This window comes from Microbacterium sp. Y832 (genome assembly GCF_057669765.1).
Window position 1 is genome coordinate 84,680 of record NZ_JBYHFM010000004.1, and the last position, 16,249, is coordinate 100,928.

A 16,249-nucleotide genomic window follows, 5' to 3' on the forward strand; every position below is an offset into this window, starting at 1 on the left:
CCTATGGGCGAAGCCGTGCCCTCTCGGCGCGAAAGGTGTTGGATGGGAGCATGCAGCTGCAGCTCAAGCGCATCTACGCAGACGCAGAACCGGGCGACGGCTTCCGTGTGCTCGTGGATCGGGTGTGGCCCCGCGGCGTCTCGAAGGAGCGCGCGGCGCTGGACATGTGGGCGAAGGACGTCGCCCCCTCCGCCGCCCTGCGCGAGGCCTTCCACCACGGCGGCCTGCCGTGGGAGGACTTCGTGTCGGCCTACCGCACCGAGCTCGCCGGCAACCCCGCTGTCCGCGCGCTGCGGGCAGAGCTGCTGCAGCATCCGGTCTGCACGCTGCTGTTCGGAGCGCACGACCCACAGCACAACCAGGCCGTCATCCTGCGCAAGGTGCTCCTCGCCGAGTGATCACGACGGGCCGAGGATGAAGTTCCACGTGCCCGCCCACAGCGCCGCGCCGATCGCGATGAGAGCGATCGCGAGACCGATCCCCATGAGCGCCCACTCGCACAGTCCGAAGCGGGACTCGCGCGCCCACGTGCGCCGCGTAGGCGCCCCGAATCCGCGGGCCTCCATCGCCGTGGCCAGCTTCGTGCCGCGGCGGATCGAGAGCACGAGCAGTGCGAAGGCCATGCCCAGGAACCGCCGGGTGCGGCCGCGGTCGGCCACGCCGCGCGCCCTGCGGGACAGCTCGAGGGCACGCCAGTCGTCGAGGAAGAGTCCGACCATCCGCAGGCCCGCGAGTGCCCCGAGCACGAATCGTGCGGGGAGCCGCACGATCTGCGCAAGGCCGTCGGCGAGGTCGGTGGGGTCGACAGTGGCGAACAGCACGACGGACGGCAGCGCGATCGCCAAGACACGCAGTAGCGTCGCGAAGGCGAGCTCGAGCGAGCCGTCGCTGATCCGCACGACGAACCACTCGACGTAGATCTGGCCTGACGTCTCGCCGTAGAGCGCGATCGTGACGGCGGTGAGGGGCGCAGCGAGCCAGACCGGCCACGTCCGCATCCAGAACTCCCGCCAGCGCAGTCCGGCGAAGGGCAGCAGCAGGCACTCGAGCAGCAGGGCGACCGCCGCCGAGACGGGGTCGAGGGTCAGCACGAGCGGGATCGCGATGAGCGCGCTCGCGCCGAGCTTCGCGACGGGGTTGAGGCGGGCGACGGCACCTGTGCGGGCCTGCGTGTCGAGGAGGGTCATGGCCGCGACCCCCGGGCATCCGGGTCGGGGCGGCGCATCCGCAACTGATCAGCATGCAGCGCCTCGACGACGTCGAGGTCGTGCGTGATCGTGATGATCGCCGAGCCTTCGTCGCGCAGGCGAGCCAGCAGAGCGATGAGCTCGGCCCACGTGCGCGCATCCTGTCCGAACGTCGGCTCATCGAGCACGAGCACCCGAGGCGCCGTCGCGAGCGCCGCGGCGACCGTGAGCCGGCGCTTCTCGCCGCCGGACAGCGTGTACGGATTCGCCTCCGCGAGACGCGCGAGGCGCAGCCGCTCGAGCAGCTCATCGACGCGGCGCGAGATCTCGTCTTCGGCAAGGCCCAGAGCGCGCGGGCCGATCTCGAGCTCGCCGCGCACGGTGCGCCCGAGCAGCTGGTGCTCAGGGTCTTGGAAGACCGTGCCGATGCGCGTCAGCAGCTGCCGCGACGACCAGCGGATGGGCGAGTCGCCCGCGTCGCCCGCGAGGAGCGGGTGCGCACGCAGGGATCCGGATGCCGGCGACAGGAGGCCCGCGAGGGTGAGCCCGAGCGTGGACTTCCCCGCACCGTTGGGGCCCGTGACGGCCAGGGCCGCGCCGGCGCGCACCTCGACCTCGAGGCCCGTCGCGACGGCGCGTCCGCGGACGCGCTGGACGGCGAGCTCCCGCGCCTCGAGCAGCACGGCGCCGGCGGGGCGAGCGGGCGCGGGCGGATGAGCGGGCGGGTGCCCCGGAACCCAGACGCCACCGGCGGCGAGCTCGACGGCGCGCCCGCGCAGCACGTCGTCGACCGGCCCGTCAGCCACGACGCCGCCCGCACCCAGCACGATGACGCGTGTCACGAACGGCAGCCACACCGCGACCCGGTGCTCGACGACGACGAGGGTCGCATCGTGCGCGTCGAGCATCGCCGCGACGGCCGTGCGCACTTCGGCGACCCCGTCGGGGTCGAGGTTGGCCGTGGGCTCGTCCAGCAGCATGAGTCCCGGCCTCATCGCGAGGGCCCCGGCGAGCGCGAGCCGCTGCTTCTGGCCGCCGGACAGCTGCTTCGTCGGCCGATCCAGCGCCACGTCGAGTCCGACCGCGTCGAGCGAACTCGCTACGCGCCGCCAGATCTCGTGGCGCTCGATGCCGAGGTTCTCGCAGCCGAACGCCACGTCGTCGCCGACACGGGCGAGGATGACCTGCGAATCCGGGTCTTGCAGCACGAGACCGGCCCGCCCTCGGGTCGCTGCAGCGGGCACGCCGTCGAGGAGCAGCTCACCCTCGGACTCCCCCTCCTCCTCGCCGCCGAGCACTCCCGCCAGTCCATGCAGCAGCGTCGACTTTCCCGAGCCCGACGCGCCGAGCAGCAGCACGCGCTCGCCGGGCTCGATGCGGAAGGTCGCGCCGCGCACGGCCCACGCGTGACGGGACGCGTGACGCCACCCCCACCCGCGCGCTTCGACGACAGCGGGCCGCGATGCGGTGCCCGGCACGGCTAGACGCGCACGCGGGCGGCGCGCCCGGACGCGAAGCGGTCGAGCGCGCCGGTCGCCGCGAGGCCCCTCGCGAGCACCCAGGACAGCGCACCGGCGATGACCGCCCCCGAGATGAGTGTGCTGATCATGTAGACGACGGTGAAGGTCACATCCGCTCCGGGATACCACAGGAGCAGGTTGTTGATCCCGCCGGCCAGCGCGGCGCCCGCGCCCGCCAGCACCGCGACGGGGAGCGACCAGCGCTTGTAGAAGAAGAGCAGGAAGATCAGCTCGGCGCCGAGTCCCTGCACGAGACCGGCCTCGATCGTGAGGAACCCGCCCCACGTATTGCCGACGAGCGCCGACACGACAGCGGCGAGGGTCTCGGTGTAGATCGCGGCGCCCGGCTTGCGGATGATGAGCGCTCCGAGCACGCCGGCGAAGAGCCACGGACCGTCGAGCAGGCCCTGGATGCCCGGCGCGAGCGGTTCGAGCAGGGTCTTGGGACCCAGATAGCCGATGTTCCACAGCAGGAAGATGAGTCCCGCCGCGACGCCGATGACGCTGGCGACGACGATGTCGACGACTCTCCACCGCAGGCTGCGGACGGTCGTCGACCGGGTGGATGCGGACGTGGCTGTAGGCATCGGATGCTCCTCCCTGCGCCGGCATGATCCGGATCAGGTTCGACGGTCGAAGCGTGGATCGCTTCCTCTCAGCCCGGCTCACCGGACTCCCGTGGTTGTGCCGATGAGTATATCCGTGTGACCTGCGTTGTACCGTAGGCGGGTGACACCCGACATCACCCCGCCCCCGACGCGACGCGCGCTGCGCAAGCAGGCGGCGAACCGGTCGGTGACGGCGACGCTCGAGCCCGACGCCGCTCTCGGGGTCGCCGGGACGACGACCGAGGTCGCCCTGCCCTCCCGCGCATCGGCGGGCACGAGCACGGGGCCCACCGTCGGCGGTCGCGCGCTGACCTGGGTCGACCCGGCCGCTCTCGGCACGTCGTCGGCTGTCACCGAGGCTGGGCCGGACCTGCTCGCGCGCGCCCCGCGGCGGTCGCCGCTGCGTGCCAGTGTGCTCATCCCGGCTTCACTCGTGACACTCATCGTCGGCGCCTACGCCGCCACGACGCTGCTGTGGCCGTTGCACGCCGTCGCACCGACGGTCGAGGCGATCGGCGTGCAGCCCGTCGCCGCAGCCGAGGCCGCTCTGCCGTGGCCTGAGGTGGGCGCGGCCGCCGTCGCGGTCGAGGGCTTCGACACACAGCTCGCGTCGATGCCCGAGCAGGTCAGCATCGCGAGCATCACCAAGGTCGTCACGGCGCTCGTGGTTCTCGAAGAGATGCCGCTCGCGCTGGGCGAGGCCGGACCGGAATACCAGTTCACCGGCTTTGACCGCGCCCGCTACTGGCAGTACCGGGCCAACGGCGAATCGGCGCTCGACGTTCCCGTCGGCGCCTCTCTGACGCAGTACCAGATGCTCGAGGGCATGCTCATCGGCTCCGGCAACAACTACGCCGATCGCCTCGCCACGACGCTGTGGCCCACCGACGACGTCTTCGCCACAGCGGCGAACGGCTGGCTGCGCACGCACGGTATCGAGGGCATCGAGGTCGTCGAGCCGACGGGACTGGATCCGCGCAACGTCGCCACGCCGGCGGCCCTGCTGACCCTCGCGCAGAAGGCCCTCGCCCACCCGGTGATCGCCGAGATCGTCGCGAAGCGCTCCGTCGACCTTCCCGGCGTGGGCGTCGTCGAGAACACGAACCGCATGCTCGAGGACCCCGGCGTCATCGGCCTCAAGACGGGCACGCTGGACACCTGGAACCTGCTGACGGCGAAGGACATTATGGTCGGCGACACCCGCGTGCGCGTCTACGCGTCGGTCCTCGGACAGCCCGACGGCGAAGCGCGCGTCGACGTCTCACGTGCTCTCTACGCTCAGCTCGAGGCCGAACTGCAGCCGCGCCCGTCGGTGACGGCGGGCGCGACCGTGGGGCGGGTGACGACGGCGTGGGGCGCGAACTCCCCCATCGTGACGGCCGAGGATGCCACCGTCGTGCTGTGGAACGGCAGTGCCGCTGACGTGTCGACCACGTTCGACCTCGGCGAGGCACGTGCGAAGGGTGACACCGTGGGCGAACTGTCGGCTGTCGGGCCGCTCGACCAAGCCGCTGTGCCGCTGCGTCTGGCCGAAGACATCGAAGACCCGGACGCCTGGTGGCGGCTGACGCACCCGCTCGAGCTGTTCGGACTGACCCGCTGATCGATCAGGCGAAGCGCACCGTCTGCTGAAGACGCGTGCGCACGTCGAAGACCTCGGTGCCGCCCATCGGTCGTGCACCGGCGATGCCGCGACGAAGGATCGTCGTCAGCGCGCTGCGCGACACGATCGCGACGGGCGTGCCGCGCACCTTGCCGAGCTCGTCGATGGGGTGGGCGACATCGTCGTCGGGCAGCACGACGATCGCCCCTCGGAACCGCACGCCCGCGGCGCGCGCCACGACGCGGGTGCGGGCGACGAGAGTCGCAATCGGCGCCCCGGTGACGCCGTCGCCGATGAGCTCGCCACGGCGCAGTCGCACCGGCGCGCCCGTGTCGATCGACTGCACGGAGTAAAGCCCGCTCGGGCCGAGCACGATGTGGTCGATCTTGGCGTCGGGTGCGTCGCTGCGGCCGGCCGCGCGCACGTCGTGCCAGACGGTGTAGCCCATGCCGAGATCGGCGACGATGCGGGCCGTCGCCTCTTCGGCGAGCGCATCGGCGAGGAGCTCGCGCACGTGGTGGGGCGCTGAGCGCACGAGGGCGGGGTCGTAGGGATCGTCCAGTTCGACCCCGCGTCCGACCCACTCGCGCATCAGCTGCAGATAGCGCTCGCGGTTCCACCCGCCGGGGTGACCGTGCGACCGGGCGCGGGGCCGCGTGTCAGCGGTCGGTCGCGGCGGCCGCCACCCCGCGGCATCCTGCGTGAAATCCGGCGCAGCGTGCGCGCCGAACCCGTGACCGCGGTCGTACGCCGCCCGCGCGTCACTCGTGCCGACGAGCTCCCACGCACGCTGCACCTGCACGAAGACGGTCGCATCGCCTCCCGTGTCGGGGTGCGTCTGGCGCAGACGCAGGCGATAGGCGCGGCGCAGCGTCTCATCGTCGGCATCGGGAGCGACGGCGAGCACGTCGTAGGCCGACGCCGAGAGTGGACTGTCGAACACGCACCCTCCCGAGCGGATGCCGCGGCCGCGGCGGCTTACAGGTTATGCCACGTCGCCTTCAGCGTCGTTCGGTGCGACGCGCATAGGCGGCGGCACCGCGGCTGGACAGCGCCAGCAGGATCAGGATGTCCAGGCTCAGCGACACGAAGGTCGTGCGCAGCGTGATGTCCTGACCCTGCGCCCACCACGCGACGAACGACGACGTGATCGAGATGACCGAGACGAGCATGACGATGATGCGGGCGACGTTGCGCCCGCGAAAGACCAGCACGCCGAACGTCAGATCCAGCAGCAGAGTGAGCGCACCCACTCCCACGATGAGCGCGATGACCCTCTGGCCGGTCACGGAGTCCTCGCGCATCGACGCGAGCTCGTCGGCGTCGGGCAGCATGAGCCAGTCCCACCCGAACGCGATGCCCAACAGCAGGACCGCGCCGGCGATCACACGCAGGATCACCAGCACGAACCCGGCCACGATCGGGGCGGGTCGGCGCATGCCGGGGTCGTACCCGGTGGGCACGAGCAGACGCGAGGCCGGTTCGAAGGCGGGGCGCTTGTGTGGCATCTCGGTCATGTCGTCACCTCCGCGATGGCGCGCACATCGATGATCGGCAGGTCGCCGTCGGTGCGGATGCTGTCGCCGCCGCCGTTGCGCGAGTGATAGCCCGTCGAGAAGTCCCGGATCACGTCGACGGTGACACGGGGATCGGCCCCGGTCACGGTCTGCACGATGTGGTCGCGCTCGACGTCGGTGTCCGCGTCGATGCGGTGCGTGATCTGCAGGGTGAACAGCGACAGCCCGACGCTCGTGTCGAACGTTCCCGCCGCGAGCCAGTCGACCCGGCGGCCGCCCGGCAGCAGCCAGCCGTCGGGACACCTCCAGAAGCGCACGTGGTGCCGCTGGGCCGGATTGCCGTCGACCTCTTGCTGATACGCGAAGTCCTGCTGCCGCCCGAACAGGAACAGCGGGCTGACGGGTGCTTCGTGGTAGCTGCGCCGTCGCAGCGTCGAGGTGACGATGTTCACCGACGATGCGAGGGTGACGGGGTCGGCCTTCGTCCAGCCGGCCGCCCGCATCGCCCGTTCGATCTGCTCACCTTCGCCGAGGAAGGCGAGGTTGACGGGGTCGCCGAGCAGTCCGTCGCTCGTGCGCGCGCGCCCGATGAAGTAGTCCGGCACATAGATCGTGGTGAGGATGCGGTGCAGCCGCGGCAGCACGAGGTAGGCCAGCAGCAGCCAGAACAGCACGGCGAACAGCACGCCCCACCAGCCGACGTGGAACGTCTCGGTCAGGCTGAGGTATGCCAGCCAGACCGCGGCGAGACCCGCGAAGACGAAGAAGAACCCGTCGATCGCAACCCCGATCGACACGGCGCGGCGTCGGGTCGTCATGCCCACAGAGGCGTGCGCGGCTCGTATCCGAGGGCTTTCTCTCCGAGATCCGGTGCGAGCTCGTCGATCGTCGGCGGTGACCAGTGCGGCGAACGGTCTTTGTCGACCAGCTGTGCACGGATGCCCTCGAGCAGGTCGGGCTGCGTGTGGGCGAACCACATCACGAGCCCGTACTCCTGCGCCAGCACTTCGCGCAGGCCCGACGCTGCGCGGGCCGCGCGCACGGATGCGAGCGTCACGGCGAGCCCTGTCGGCGACAGCTCGCCCAGCACCTCGGCGGCCGCGTGCGCATCGCTCTCGGGGCGGGCCCGCAGCCGCTCGACGATCTCGGCGACACTGTCGGCCGAGAACGCGTCGTCGATCCACGCGCGAGAGGCCTCGAGGCGCGAGGGGGCGGGGGTCTCGTCGAAGAGCAGGACGATCTCTGTCGGGGTCGCGGGGTCGGCGCGCGTCTGCAGCGCGTGGCGCACGTCATCGAGGCGTTCACTCGCGACGACGTGGTCGGCGAAGCCGGCGTAGACGGCATCGGCGGCATCCATCGTCGCCCCCGTGAGCCCGAGGTACTCACCGATCCGGCCCGGGGCGCGAGCGAGCAGCCACGTGCCGCCCACGTCGGGAGTGAAGCCGATCCGCGTCTCGGGCATCGCGAGCTTGGAGCGCTCGGTGACGATACGCACGGCCGCGTGGCCTGCCAGACCGATCCCGCCGCCCATCGTCACGCCGTCGGCGAAGACGACGACGGGCTTCGGGTACTCGGCGATACGCGCGTTGAGCGCATACTCCTCACGGAAGAACACCCCCGCCGCCTCGGCGTCGCCCTGCCGGATCTGCGCCGCGAGACCGCGCACGTCGCCGCCGGCGCACAGGCCCCGATCGCCCGCGCCGTCGATCAGCACGATGTCGACGTCGTGGTCGTCCTGCCAGGAGTCCAGGGCCGCGGCGAGGTCTCGGACCATGCCGAGATCGAGCGCGTTGATGGCGCGCGGCCGGTTGAGCGTGAGGCGGCCGAGGCCCGCTTCGGCGCGGACGAGGACCTGGGGTTCAGAGGCATCGGTCACGCCCGCAAGGCTACCGTCCGCCCCGGGAGTGTCCACCGCCCACGTGGCAGACAGCGATCGGGGCGGTTTTCGGCCAGGATAGGGGGGCACGGTTCACACGACGAGGGGTCTCGACATGCCCGAAGGACACGTGGTCGAGTTCGACCGTGTCTCGAAGCGCTTCGGCGCGATCTCCGCGGTCGCGGGGCTGACGGCACGTGTCGAACCCGGGCGGGTCACCGGGTTCCTCGGGCCGAACGGCGCGGGCAAGACGACGACGCTGCGGATCCTTCTGGGGCTCGTGCGAGCGACGGAGGGCGTCGCCACGATCGGCGGCACGCCGTACGCCAAGCTCGACCACCCCCTGCGCACGGTCGGCGCGGTGCTCGAAGCCTCGAGCTTCCACCCCGGCCGCACGGCGGCGAACCACCTGCGCGTCTACGCCCGCGCGGCGGGCCTCGATGACGCGCGGGTCGATGACGTCCTGGGGCTCGTGGGCCTCGCGGATGCCGCGGGGCGCAAGGTCGGCGGATACTCCCTCGGCATGCGCCAGCGTCTGGGGCTTGCCACCGCCCTGCTCGGCGACCCGGGCGTGCTCGTGCTCGACGAGCCGACGAACGGACTCGACCCCGAGGGCATCCGCTGGATCCGCGGGTTCCTTCAGCAGCTCGCCGCGGAAGGGCGCACGGTGCTCGTCTCGTCGCATCTGCTCAGCGAAGTGCAGCAGACCGTCGACGCACTCCTGGTCATCTCGCAGGGCCGCCTGGTCTTCCAGGGGAGGCTCGAAGACCTCGCCGATGCGACCGAGTACGCCACGGTCGTGGACGCACCCGAGCGCGCGCGGCTGACAGAAGCCCTCGACGCGGCGGGTGTGGCGTACGACGTGCTCCGCTCGGGCCTCACGGTGCGCGGGCTCGGTCCCGCAGACATCGGCCGGATCGCGGCGGATGCGGGAATCGCGCTGTCCTCGCTGGAGCGTCGGGGCCCCGCGCTCGAAGAGGTCTTCCTCGAGCTCGTGAGCGGTCAGCGCGTGCATTCGGCTGCGACGGGCCTCAGCGCGCGTGACGATCGGGCGGCCGATGCCGTCGACGCGCCTGGCCACGAGGGAGGTGACCCGCGATGAGCCTCGCCGCTGCAGCCCGGTCCGAGACCACGAAGCAGTTCACGACGTCGATGTGGTGGATCCTCGCGATCATCCTCGTCGTGTACGTCGGTTTCACGGCCGCCGTCCTCGGCGGCGTGTTCGCCGCGACCGCATCGGGAAACCTCCCCGGCGAGGCGATGCTGCCGGCTGATGGGCTGTCCGCCACGCTCTACAGCACGGCGACGACCGTCGGGTACGTCTTCCCGCTCCTGATCGGCACGCTCATCGTGACGGCGGAGTTCCGCCACAAGACACTCACCCCCACCTTCCTCGCGACGCCGCAGCGCGGCACGGTGCTCTCGGCCAAGGTGCTCGTGGGCATCGCACTGGGGCTGCTGTACGGCGTGCTGGGCATCGTCGCCTCGGTCGGCCCGGGCGCGGCGTTCCTCGCCGCCTTCGGCCTCGACACCGATCTGGGGTCGCCGGAGACCTGGGCGATGCTGGGGCGGATGCTGCTCGCGTACGTCCTCTGGGTGATCGTCGGCATCGGAGTCGGGGCGCTCGTGCGCAACCAGGTGGGCGCCATCGTCGGCGTCCTGGTGTTCACGCAGTTCCTCGAACCGGTCGGCCGGGCGGCGGCATCCTTCGTCGAGGGCCTGTCCGACGTCATCCAGTTCCTGCCCGGGGCGGCAAGCGACGCCCTCGTCGGAGCGAGCGTCTTCGCGGTCGCCGCCGTCGACTCGGCGGGCATGCAGTGGTGGGCCGGGGGCCTCGTGCTGCTGGGCTACGCCGTCGTGCTGCTCGTCCTCGCGTATGCCACGAGCTGGCGGCGCGACGTCAGCTGACCGGCGTCTCGGCGATCGGGATCGCGCCGGTCGCGATGTCGACGACGTCGGCCGGCACGGCCGAGACGTCATCGAGCTGCAGCGCCTGCACGAGCGCGAGCCCGTGACGCGTCGTCAGCACGATACGCGCGAACTCGGGGTGCCCGTCGAGGTCGATCACCACACTGGGACGCCGTCGTCGCACGAGGACGAAGTCGGATCCGCCCGCTGACTTCCAGGTGCCCATCGCGATCACACCGCGCACATGCGTGCCGGGCGACGGCACGCCGCGCAACCACGTCCACGCGTCATCGGTGAGCTGCACCTTGGCGATCTCGGACCGCTCGACGAGCACGTTGCCTTTGCGCAATGCCAGCGCGCGCTCGGTTCCCGACAGTGCGACCTCGAGCCGCGTCGAGTCCAGAAGAAGCGTCACCATAGCCCCAGTCTGCCAGCGCCGGGCCTGGGGAGCCCGGATCGTTTGCTTACGGTGAAGCAACGATCCGTGACGCCCGGTGTGCGGGGCGGTGCCAGACTGGGACGGTGACCCTGCTCGATCCGGCGCCCGCCAGGCGGGCCGATGCCGCCGCGGTTCTGGACCGCGTCGCGGCAGGCGCGCGCGTCGTCGCCGACGATGCCGAGACGCTGCTCGGTGCGACGGGCGACGACTTCGAGCGACTGCTCGCCCTCGCCGGCGCGATGCGCGATGCCGGCGGCGCCGATGCCGGTCGACCGGGCGTCATCACCTACTCGCGCAAGGTCTTCATCCCGCTCACGACCCTGTGCCGTGACCGCTGCCACTACTGCGTCTTCGTCGACACACCGGGGCAGCTGCTGAAGAAGAACAAGCCCGCCTACATGTCGCCCCAGCAGGTGCTCTCGGTCGCCCGGCAGGGGGCTGCCCTCGGCTGCAAAGAGGCGCTCCTCACCCTCGGCGACCGCCCCGAAGACCGCTGGCCCGAGGCGCGCGCATGGCTCGACAAGCACGGCTATGCGTCGACGATCGACTACGTCGCCGCCATGGCGCGCCTCGTGACAGCCGAGACGGGACTGCTCGCGCACGCCAACCCCGGGGTCATGACGCCCGACGAGTTCGCGACACTGCGCCCCGTGTCGCCGTCGATGGGCATGATGCTCGAGACGACGTCGCGGCGCCTGTTCGAAGAGCCCGGACAGGTACATTTCGGCTCGCCCGACAAAGACCCCGAACTGCGCCTCACCGTCATCGACGACGCCGGGCGGGCGCGTGTGCCGTTCACGACCGGCATCCTCGTCGGCATCGGCGAGACCGTGCGCGACCGCGCCGAATCGCTCATCGCCCTGCGCGACGCGCACGAACGGCACGGACACGTGCAAGAGATCATCGTGCAGAACTTCCGCGCGAAGCCCCGCACCGCGATGCAGGGCGCTGCGGATGCCGCGCTGCTCGAGTACGTCGCCGCGGTCGCGGTCGCCCGGCTCGTGATGGGCCCCGCGATGCGCGTCCAGGTGCCGCCGAACCTGTCCGACCGCGAGGAGTTCGCGCTGCTCGTGCGCGCGGGCGCCGACGACTGGGGCGGCGTCTCGCCGCTCACCGCCGACCACGTCAACCCCGAGCGCCCGTGGCCGCACATCGACGAGCTCGCCGAGCACACGGCATCGCTCGGCTTCACCCTGCGCGAGCGCCTGACGGCGCACCCCGAGTATGTGCGCAGCCCCGAGACCTGGCTCGCGCCCGAGATGCGGGACGCCGTCGCGGCGCTCGCGGATCCCGAAACGGGGCTCGCGCGCGAAGCGGACCTCGGGTCGGTGACCGACACCCCACGGCCGGTGGGCGGTGGCGGTTCGACGACCGGCTCGCGGGCCGGGGTCGCGCGGCGGCTCGCCGAGGCCGCGGCATCCGACCCCCTCTCGCTCGATGACGACGACTGGACGCTGCTGCTCGAGGTGTCCGGAGACGGGCTCGACGCCCTCACGGCGACGGCCGACGACGTGCGGCGATACACGGTGGGCGAAGCGGTCACTCTCGTCGTGAACCGCAATCTGACGTCGTCGGGCTTCCGGCGCGGTGGCTCCGACGCTCCGGACGAGTTCGATCTCGCCGATGCCGCCGCGATCGCCGCCGATGCGTGGGACCTCGGCGCGACCGAGATCTGCGTGCAGGGCCTCGTCTCGCCGAGCGAAGACCCCGGCGCCTACCTCGACCTCGCGCGCGCCATCGTGCGCGCGGCCCCCGGGCTGCACCTGCACGCCTTCCGACCGCAGGATGTGCGCGACCTGGCCGATCGCACGGGCCTCGGGCTCGACGCCGCGCTCGCGGCGATGCGCGAGGCCGGCGTCGGCACGGTCCCCGGCACCGGGGTCAAAGTGCTCAGCGAGCGCGTGCGCGCCCTCATCGCGCCCCGTGACCTCGCGATAGACACGTGGACCGACGGTATCGTGGCCGCCCACCGAGCCGGCTTCCGCTCGACGAGCGTGCTCTTCTACGGGCACGTCGAGACAGCCGCCGAGCGCATCGCCCATCTGCGCTCGCTGCGGCGCCTGCAGGAGGCCGCCAATGCGGCCGGCGCCGGCGGCGGGTTCAGCGAGTTCGTACCGATCCCCCTGCCCGGTCACGCGGGCGGGGTGCCCCTCGTCGCCGGACGTGCTCCTCTCGACGAGCATCGCGCCATGGTCGCGGTGTCGCGGCTGCTCTTGAGCGGCAGCATCCCGCACGTGCAGATCCCCTGGACGCGGGTCGGGCTGGACACCGCCGCCGAACTGCTGCGCGCGGGGGGCAACGACCTCGGCGGCACGCTCTTCGACGGTCGCGTCAAACCCGAGGCGGGGATCGAGTTCGGGCTCGAACTGCCCGTGGCGACCGCGTCGCGGCTCGCGGCTCGCCTGTTCCGGCCCTTCCGCCTGCGCACGACGGAGTACGGCACACCGACCCCGCGGCACGCTGCGGTGCCGAGCGAGGACGGGTGATGACGCGCGTCGAGGTCGCGATCGTCGGGTCCGGGTTCGCCGGACTCGCGATGGCGATGGAGCTGCGCCGCAGAGGCATCGACTCCTTCGTCGTGCTCGAGCGGGCGGCCTCTCTCGGCGGCACATGGCGCGACAACACCTACCCGGGCGTCGCATGCGACGTGCCGAGCCACCTGTACGGCTTCGCCGCGCACCCCAACCCGGACTGGTCGGGGCTGTACGCGCGTGGTGACGAGATCCGCACCTACCTCGAGCATGTCGCCGAGGTCGAGGGCATCCGGCCGCGCTTCGAATCCCCGCTGCTCGGCGCCGCGTGGCACGACGAGACCCAGACCTGGCGCCTCGACGTGGGCGGCTCACACCCCGGCGTCATCGAAGCCGATGCGCTCGTGCTGGCGTGCGGGCGCCTCACCGAGCCGAGGATCCCCGAGATCCCCGGACTCGAGACGTTCCCCGGTCCGCTCTTCCACTCCTCGCGCTGGGACCACGCCGCCGACCTGACCGGCCGCCGCGTCGCCGTCGTGGGCACGGGAGCGTCGGCCGTCCAGCTCGTCCCCGAGCTCGCCAAGATCGCCGAGGTGACGCTCTTCCAGCGCACGCCCGCGTGGATCGTGCCGCGCGGAGCGCATCCCTACACCGACGCCGAACGCGCCCGCTTCGCGGCACACCCCGATGAACTCGCCCGTCTGCGGGAGGCTCTCGACGTCGAGGGCGAAGCACGCTTCGCGTCGCGCTCGGGCGATCCGGATGCCGCGACCGCCGCCGCCGGGACCGCGACCGCCCACCTCGAGGCGCAGGTGAACGACCCCGCGCTGCGCGATGCGTTGACACCCCGATACGCCTTCGGGTGCAAGCGGGTGCTGCTCTCGGACGAGTTCTACCCCGCCGTCGCGTCGGACCGCGTGCGACTCGAGCCGTCGGCGCTCGCCTCGGTGCGCGAGTCGACGCTCGTCGCCGCGAGCGGCGCGCGGCACGAGGTCGACGCCATCGTGCTCGCCACCGGCTTCGCCTCGACGCGCCAGCCCTATGCGGAGTTCGTATGGGGCGAAGACGGAACCCTCGCGGAGCACTGGTCGGCGGGCATGACGTCGTTCGGCTCGACGGTCGTGAGCGGGTTCCCCAACCTCTTCGTGCTCAACGGTCCCAACGCCTCGCTCGGGCACTCCTCGTCGGTCCTCATGCTCGAGGAGCAGGCCGCCTACGCGGCCCGCGTCCTGGCATCGCGTGACGGGGTCTTGCGCGTCGATCCCGACGCCGAGCGCGCCTACAGCGCCGAGATCGATCGGCGCGCGGCATCCACCCCCTGGATCGCAGGCGGATGCCGCAACTGGTACGTCGACGAACGCTCCGGCCGGCTCACACTGCTGTGGCCCGGGACCGTCGCCGCCTTCCGTGAGCGGCTCGCCGCCGCGGACGGCTCGGAGTTCCTTCCCGCCCCCGTCAAGAGAGGCCACGTATGACACTTCGCACCGCCCAGGAAGTCCCCCTGCGTTTCGGATACAAGGCATCGGCAGAGCAGTTCGGGCCCTCCGAACTGGTGGATCTCGCCGTCCTCGCCGAAGAGGTCGGCTTCGACTCGGTCTTCGTCTCGGACCACTTCCAGCCCTGGATGCATGAGGGCGGCCACGCCCCCGCCGTTCTGCCCGTGCTGGGCGCGATGGGAGCCAAGACGTCGCGCGTCATGCTGGGCACGTCGGTGCTGACACCGACCTTCCGCTATCACCCCGCCGTCATCGCCCAGGCGTTCGCGAGCCTCGGCGTGATGTACCCGGGCCGCATCGTGCTCGGTGTCGGCACGGGTGAAGCGCTCAACGAAGTGACCCTGGGCATGGAGTGGCCCGAGTCCCCCGAACGATTCCAGCGTCTGAAGGAGGCCATCGCCCTCATCGAGGCCCTGTGGTCCGACGAGCGCGTCACGTTCGAGGGCACCTACTACTCGGTCAAGGACGCGACGGTGTACGACCGTCCGGCACCCGACCAGGCCGTGCCGATCTACATCGGCGCAGCCGGCCCCGCAGCCACACGCTTGGCCGGGCGCATCGCCGACGGCTTCATCACGACCAGCGGCAAGGACCCGGCGCTGTACGCCGACAAGCTCCTGCCCGCTCTTCACGAGGGCCTCGAGAAGGAGGGGCGCTCGGCCGACTCGATCGACACCCTCATGGAGGTCAAGGTCTCGTACGACCCCGACCGGCAGACGGCCCTCGAGAAGACGCGCTTCTGGGCACCGCTCGCGCTCTCCGCCGAAGAGAAGATGGGCATCCACGACCCCATCGAGATGCAGCGCCGCGGCGACGCGCTGCCGATCGAGCGCGCGGCATCCCGCTTCATCGTCTCGACGGATCCCGACGAGCACGTCGAGCAGATCCTGAAGTACCACGAACTGGGCTTCCGGCACCTCGTCTTCCACGACCCGGGGCACGACCAGGAGAAGTTCCTGCGCACGTACGGCGCTGAGATCCTGCCGCGGCTGCGCGCCCGCCTCGGAGCGTGACGACCCGCTGGGCCGTCGTCATCCCGGTCAAAGATCCCGCGCGCGGCAAGTCCCGACTCGCCGTCCCCGGGGTCGACCGGGTGGCGCTCGCCCGCGCGATAGCCCTCGACACGATCGCTGCGGCCGCGGCCTGCCCGGCTGTCGAGCGCGTCGTCGTCGTCGGCGATGACGGGGGCCTCGTCCTCGGAGCACTCGACATCGCGCACCTGCTGTTCGTGCCCGAGGGTGAGCCCCGCGGGCTGGACGCGGCGATCGCGACGGGCATGACCGCGGTTCCGCACCTGCCACGGGCGGCGCTCCTGGGCGACCTGCCTGCCCTCCGCCCCGACGACCTCGCGGCAGCGCTCGCGCTGGCGGCGTCCGTGGATCGCGGCGTCGTCGCCGACGGCGAGGGCACCGGCTCGACGCTCGTGACCGCAGCGGCGGGGGTTCCGTGGAGCTCGGCCTTCGGCGACGACTCGTTCGCGCGCCACGTCGAGCTCGGCTGCACACCGCTCGAGGTGGATGCGGCCTCGACCCTGCGCCGCGACGTCGACACCGCCGAGCAGCTGCACGCCGCGCGCGGGCTGGGACTCGGCCCCCGCACGGCGGCGATCGTGGGGTCGTAAGGG

Annotated in this window: 16 protein-coding genes and 1 riboswitch; of the genes, 8 read left to right on the forward strand and 8 right to left on the reverse strand. The window is 71.7% G+C overall.

The window, feature by feature from the left end; all coding sequences use genetic code 11:
- The first annotated feature begins 50 nt into the window (after positions 1-50).
- Positions 51-398, forward strand: a complete 348-nt coding sequence (locus AC25YV_RS09075; protein WP_488123525.1) for a DUF488 domain-containing protein — start codon at positions 51-53, stop codon at positions 396-398.
- Here AC25YV_RS09075 and AC25YV_RS09080 read toward each other — a convergent pair whose 3' ends face one another.
- The 3 genes from AC25YV_RS09080 to AC25YV_RS09090 all read right to left on the reverse strand — a co-directional run bounded on the left by AC25YV_RS09080 (position 399) and on the right by AC25YV_RS09090 (position 3,294).
- Entirely contained in the window at positions 399-1,187 is a 789-nt protein-coding gene (locus AC25YV_RS09080) for an energy-coupling factor transporter transmembrane component T family protein (protein ID WP_488123526.1), read from the reverse strand.
- On the reverse strand, positions 1,184-2,665 hold the full coding sequence (locus AC25YV_RS09085; RefSeq protein WP_488123527.1) for an ABC transporter ATP-binding protein: 1,482 nt from the start codon (positions 2,663-2,665) through the stop codon (positions 1,184-1,186). Before AC25YV_RS09085 ends, AC25YV_RS09080 begins: the two co-directional genes overlap by 4 nt.
- Before the next feature lie 2 nt (positions 2,666-2,667).
- Complete coding sequence (locus tag AC25YV_RS09090; RefSeq protein ID WP_488123528.1) at positions 2,668-3,294, reverse strand: ECF transporter S component; 627 nt, start codon at positions 3,292-3,294, stop codon at positions 2,668-2,670.
- Positions 3,288-3,397, reverse strand: a riboswitch (TPP riboswitch). It overlaps the preceding gene by 7 nt.
- 39 nt (positions 3,398-3,436) lie before the next feature.
- Here AC25YV_RS09090 and AC25YV_RS09095 point away from each other — a divergent pair.
- Positions 3,437-4,918, forward strand: a complete 1,482-nt coding sequence (locus AC25YV_RS09095) for a D-alanyl-D-alanine carboxypeptidase family protein (RefSeq protein ID WP_488123529.1) — start codon at positions 3,437-3,439, stop codon at positions 4,916-4,918.
- A gap of 4 nt (positions 4,919-4,922) precedes the next feature.
- Here the strand turns inward: AC25YV_RS09095 and AC25YV_RS09100 are convergent, their stop codons facing one another.
- The 4 genes from AC25YV_RS09100 to AC25YV_RS09115 are packed head-to-tail and all read right to left on the reverse strand — an operon-like array spanning position 4,923 to position 8,311.
- Positions 4,923-5,861, reverse strand: coding sequence for a DnaJ domain-containing protein (locus tag AC25YV_RS09100; protein ID WP_488123530.1), 939 nt, complete (start codon positions 5,859-5,861; stop codon positions 4,923-4,925).
- A 58-nt stretch (positions 5,862-5,919) separates the two neighbouring features.
- Entirely contained in the window at positions 5,920-6,435 is a 516-nt protein-coding gene (locus AC25YV_RS09105) for a hypothetical protein (RefSeq protein ID WP_488123531.1), read from the reverse strand.
- Positions 6,432-7,253: an LssY C-terminal domain-containing protein gene (locus AC25YV_RS09110; RefSeq protein WP_488123532.1), complete on the reverse strand. Its 822-nt coding sequence runs from the start codon at positions 7,251-7,253 to the stop codon at positions 6,432-6,434. Before AC25YV_RS09110 ends, AC25YV_RS09105 begins: the two co-directional genes overlap by 4 nt.
- The gene (locus tag AC25YV_RS09115) at positions 7,250-8,311 is read right to left on the reverse strand and encodes an enoyl-CoA hydratase/isomerase family protein (RefSeq protein ID WP_488123533.1); all 1,062 of its coding nucleotides are present in this window, start codon (positions 8,309-8,311) and stop codon (positions 7,250-7,252) included. The genes AC25YV_RS09110 and AC25YV_RS09115 overlap by 4 nt, the downstream gene beginning before the upstream one ends.
- Before the next feature lie 115 nt (positions 8,312-8,426).
- Between AC25YV_RS09115 and AC25YV_RS09120 the strand changes: the two genes are divergently transcribed.
- Positions 8,427-9,413 (forward strand): ATP-binding cassette domain-containing protein, encoded by a 987-nt coding sequence (locus AC25YV_RS09120; protein ID WP_488123534.1) that lies wholly within the window; start codon positions 8,427-8,429, stop codon positions 9,411-9,413.
- A complete protein-coding gene (locus AC25YV_RS09125; protein ID WP_488123535.1) occupies positions 9,410-10,219 on the forward strand; it encodes an ABC-2 transporter permease in 810 nt (269 codons plus the stop codon). Before AC25YV_RS09120 ends, AC25YV_RS09125 begins: the two co-directional genes overlap by 4 nt.
- Here the strand turns inward: AC25YV_RS09125 and AC25YV_RS09130 are convergent.
- Complete coding sequence (locus AC25YV_RS09130; protein WP_488123536.1) at positions 10,212-10,637, reverse strand: hypothetical protein; 426 nt, start codon at positions 10,635-10,637, stop codon at positions 10,212-10,214. The genes AC25YV_RS09125 and AC25YV_RS09130 overlap by 8 nt on opposite strands.
- A 104-nt stretch (positions 10,638-10,741) precedes the next feature.
- Between AC25YV_RS09130 and cofG the strand changes: the two genes are divergently transcribed.
- Genes cofG through cofC form a run of 4 tightly spaced genes read left to right on the forward strand, consistent with a single transcriptional unit; the run spans position 10,742 to position 16,246 of the window.
- Positions 10,742-13,144 carry a 7,8-didemethyl-8-hydroxy-5-deazariboflavin synthase CofG gene (gene cofG, locus AC25YV_RS09135; RefSeq protein ID WP_488123537.1) on the forward strand — a complete coding sequence of 801 codons (2,403 nt, stop codon included), beginning with the start codon at positions 10,742-10,744 and terminating at the stop codon, positions 13,142-13,144.
- The gene (locus AC25YV_RS09140) at positions 13,144-14,604 is read left to right on the forward strand and encodes a flavin-containing monooxygenase (RefSeq protein WP_488123538.1); all 1,461 of its coding nucleotides are present in this window, start codon (positions 13,144-13,146) and stop codon (positions 14,602-14,604) included. The genes cofG and AC25YV_RS09140 overlap by 1 nt, the downstream gene beginning before the upstream one ends.
- Positions 14,601-15,638: a glucose-6-phosphate dehydrogenase (coenzyme-F420) gene (fgd, locus tag AC25YV_RS09145; RefSeq protein ID WP_488123539.1), complete on the forward strand. Its 1,038-nt coding sequence runs from the start codon at positions 14,601-14,603 to the stop codon at positions 15,636-15,638. Before AC25YV_RS09140 ends, fgd begins: the two co-directional genes overlap by 4 nt.
- Positions 15,635-16,246: a 2-phospho-L-lactate guanylyltransferase gene (gene cofC / locus AC25YV_RS09150; RefSeq protein WP_488123540.1), complete on the forward strand. Its 612-nt coding sequence runs from the start codon at positions 15,635-15,637 to the stop codon at positions 16,244-16,246. Before fgd ends, cofC begins: the two co-directional genes overlap by 4 nt.
- The last annotated feature ends 3 nt before the right edge of the window (positions 16,247-16,249 follow it).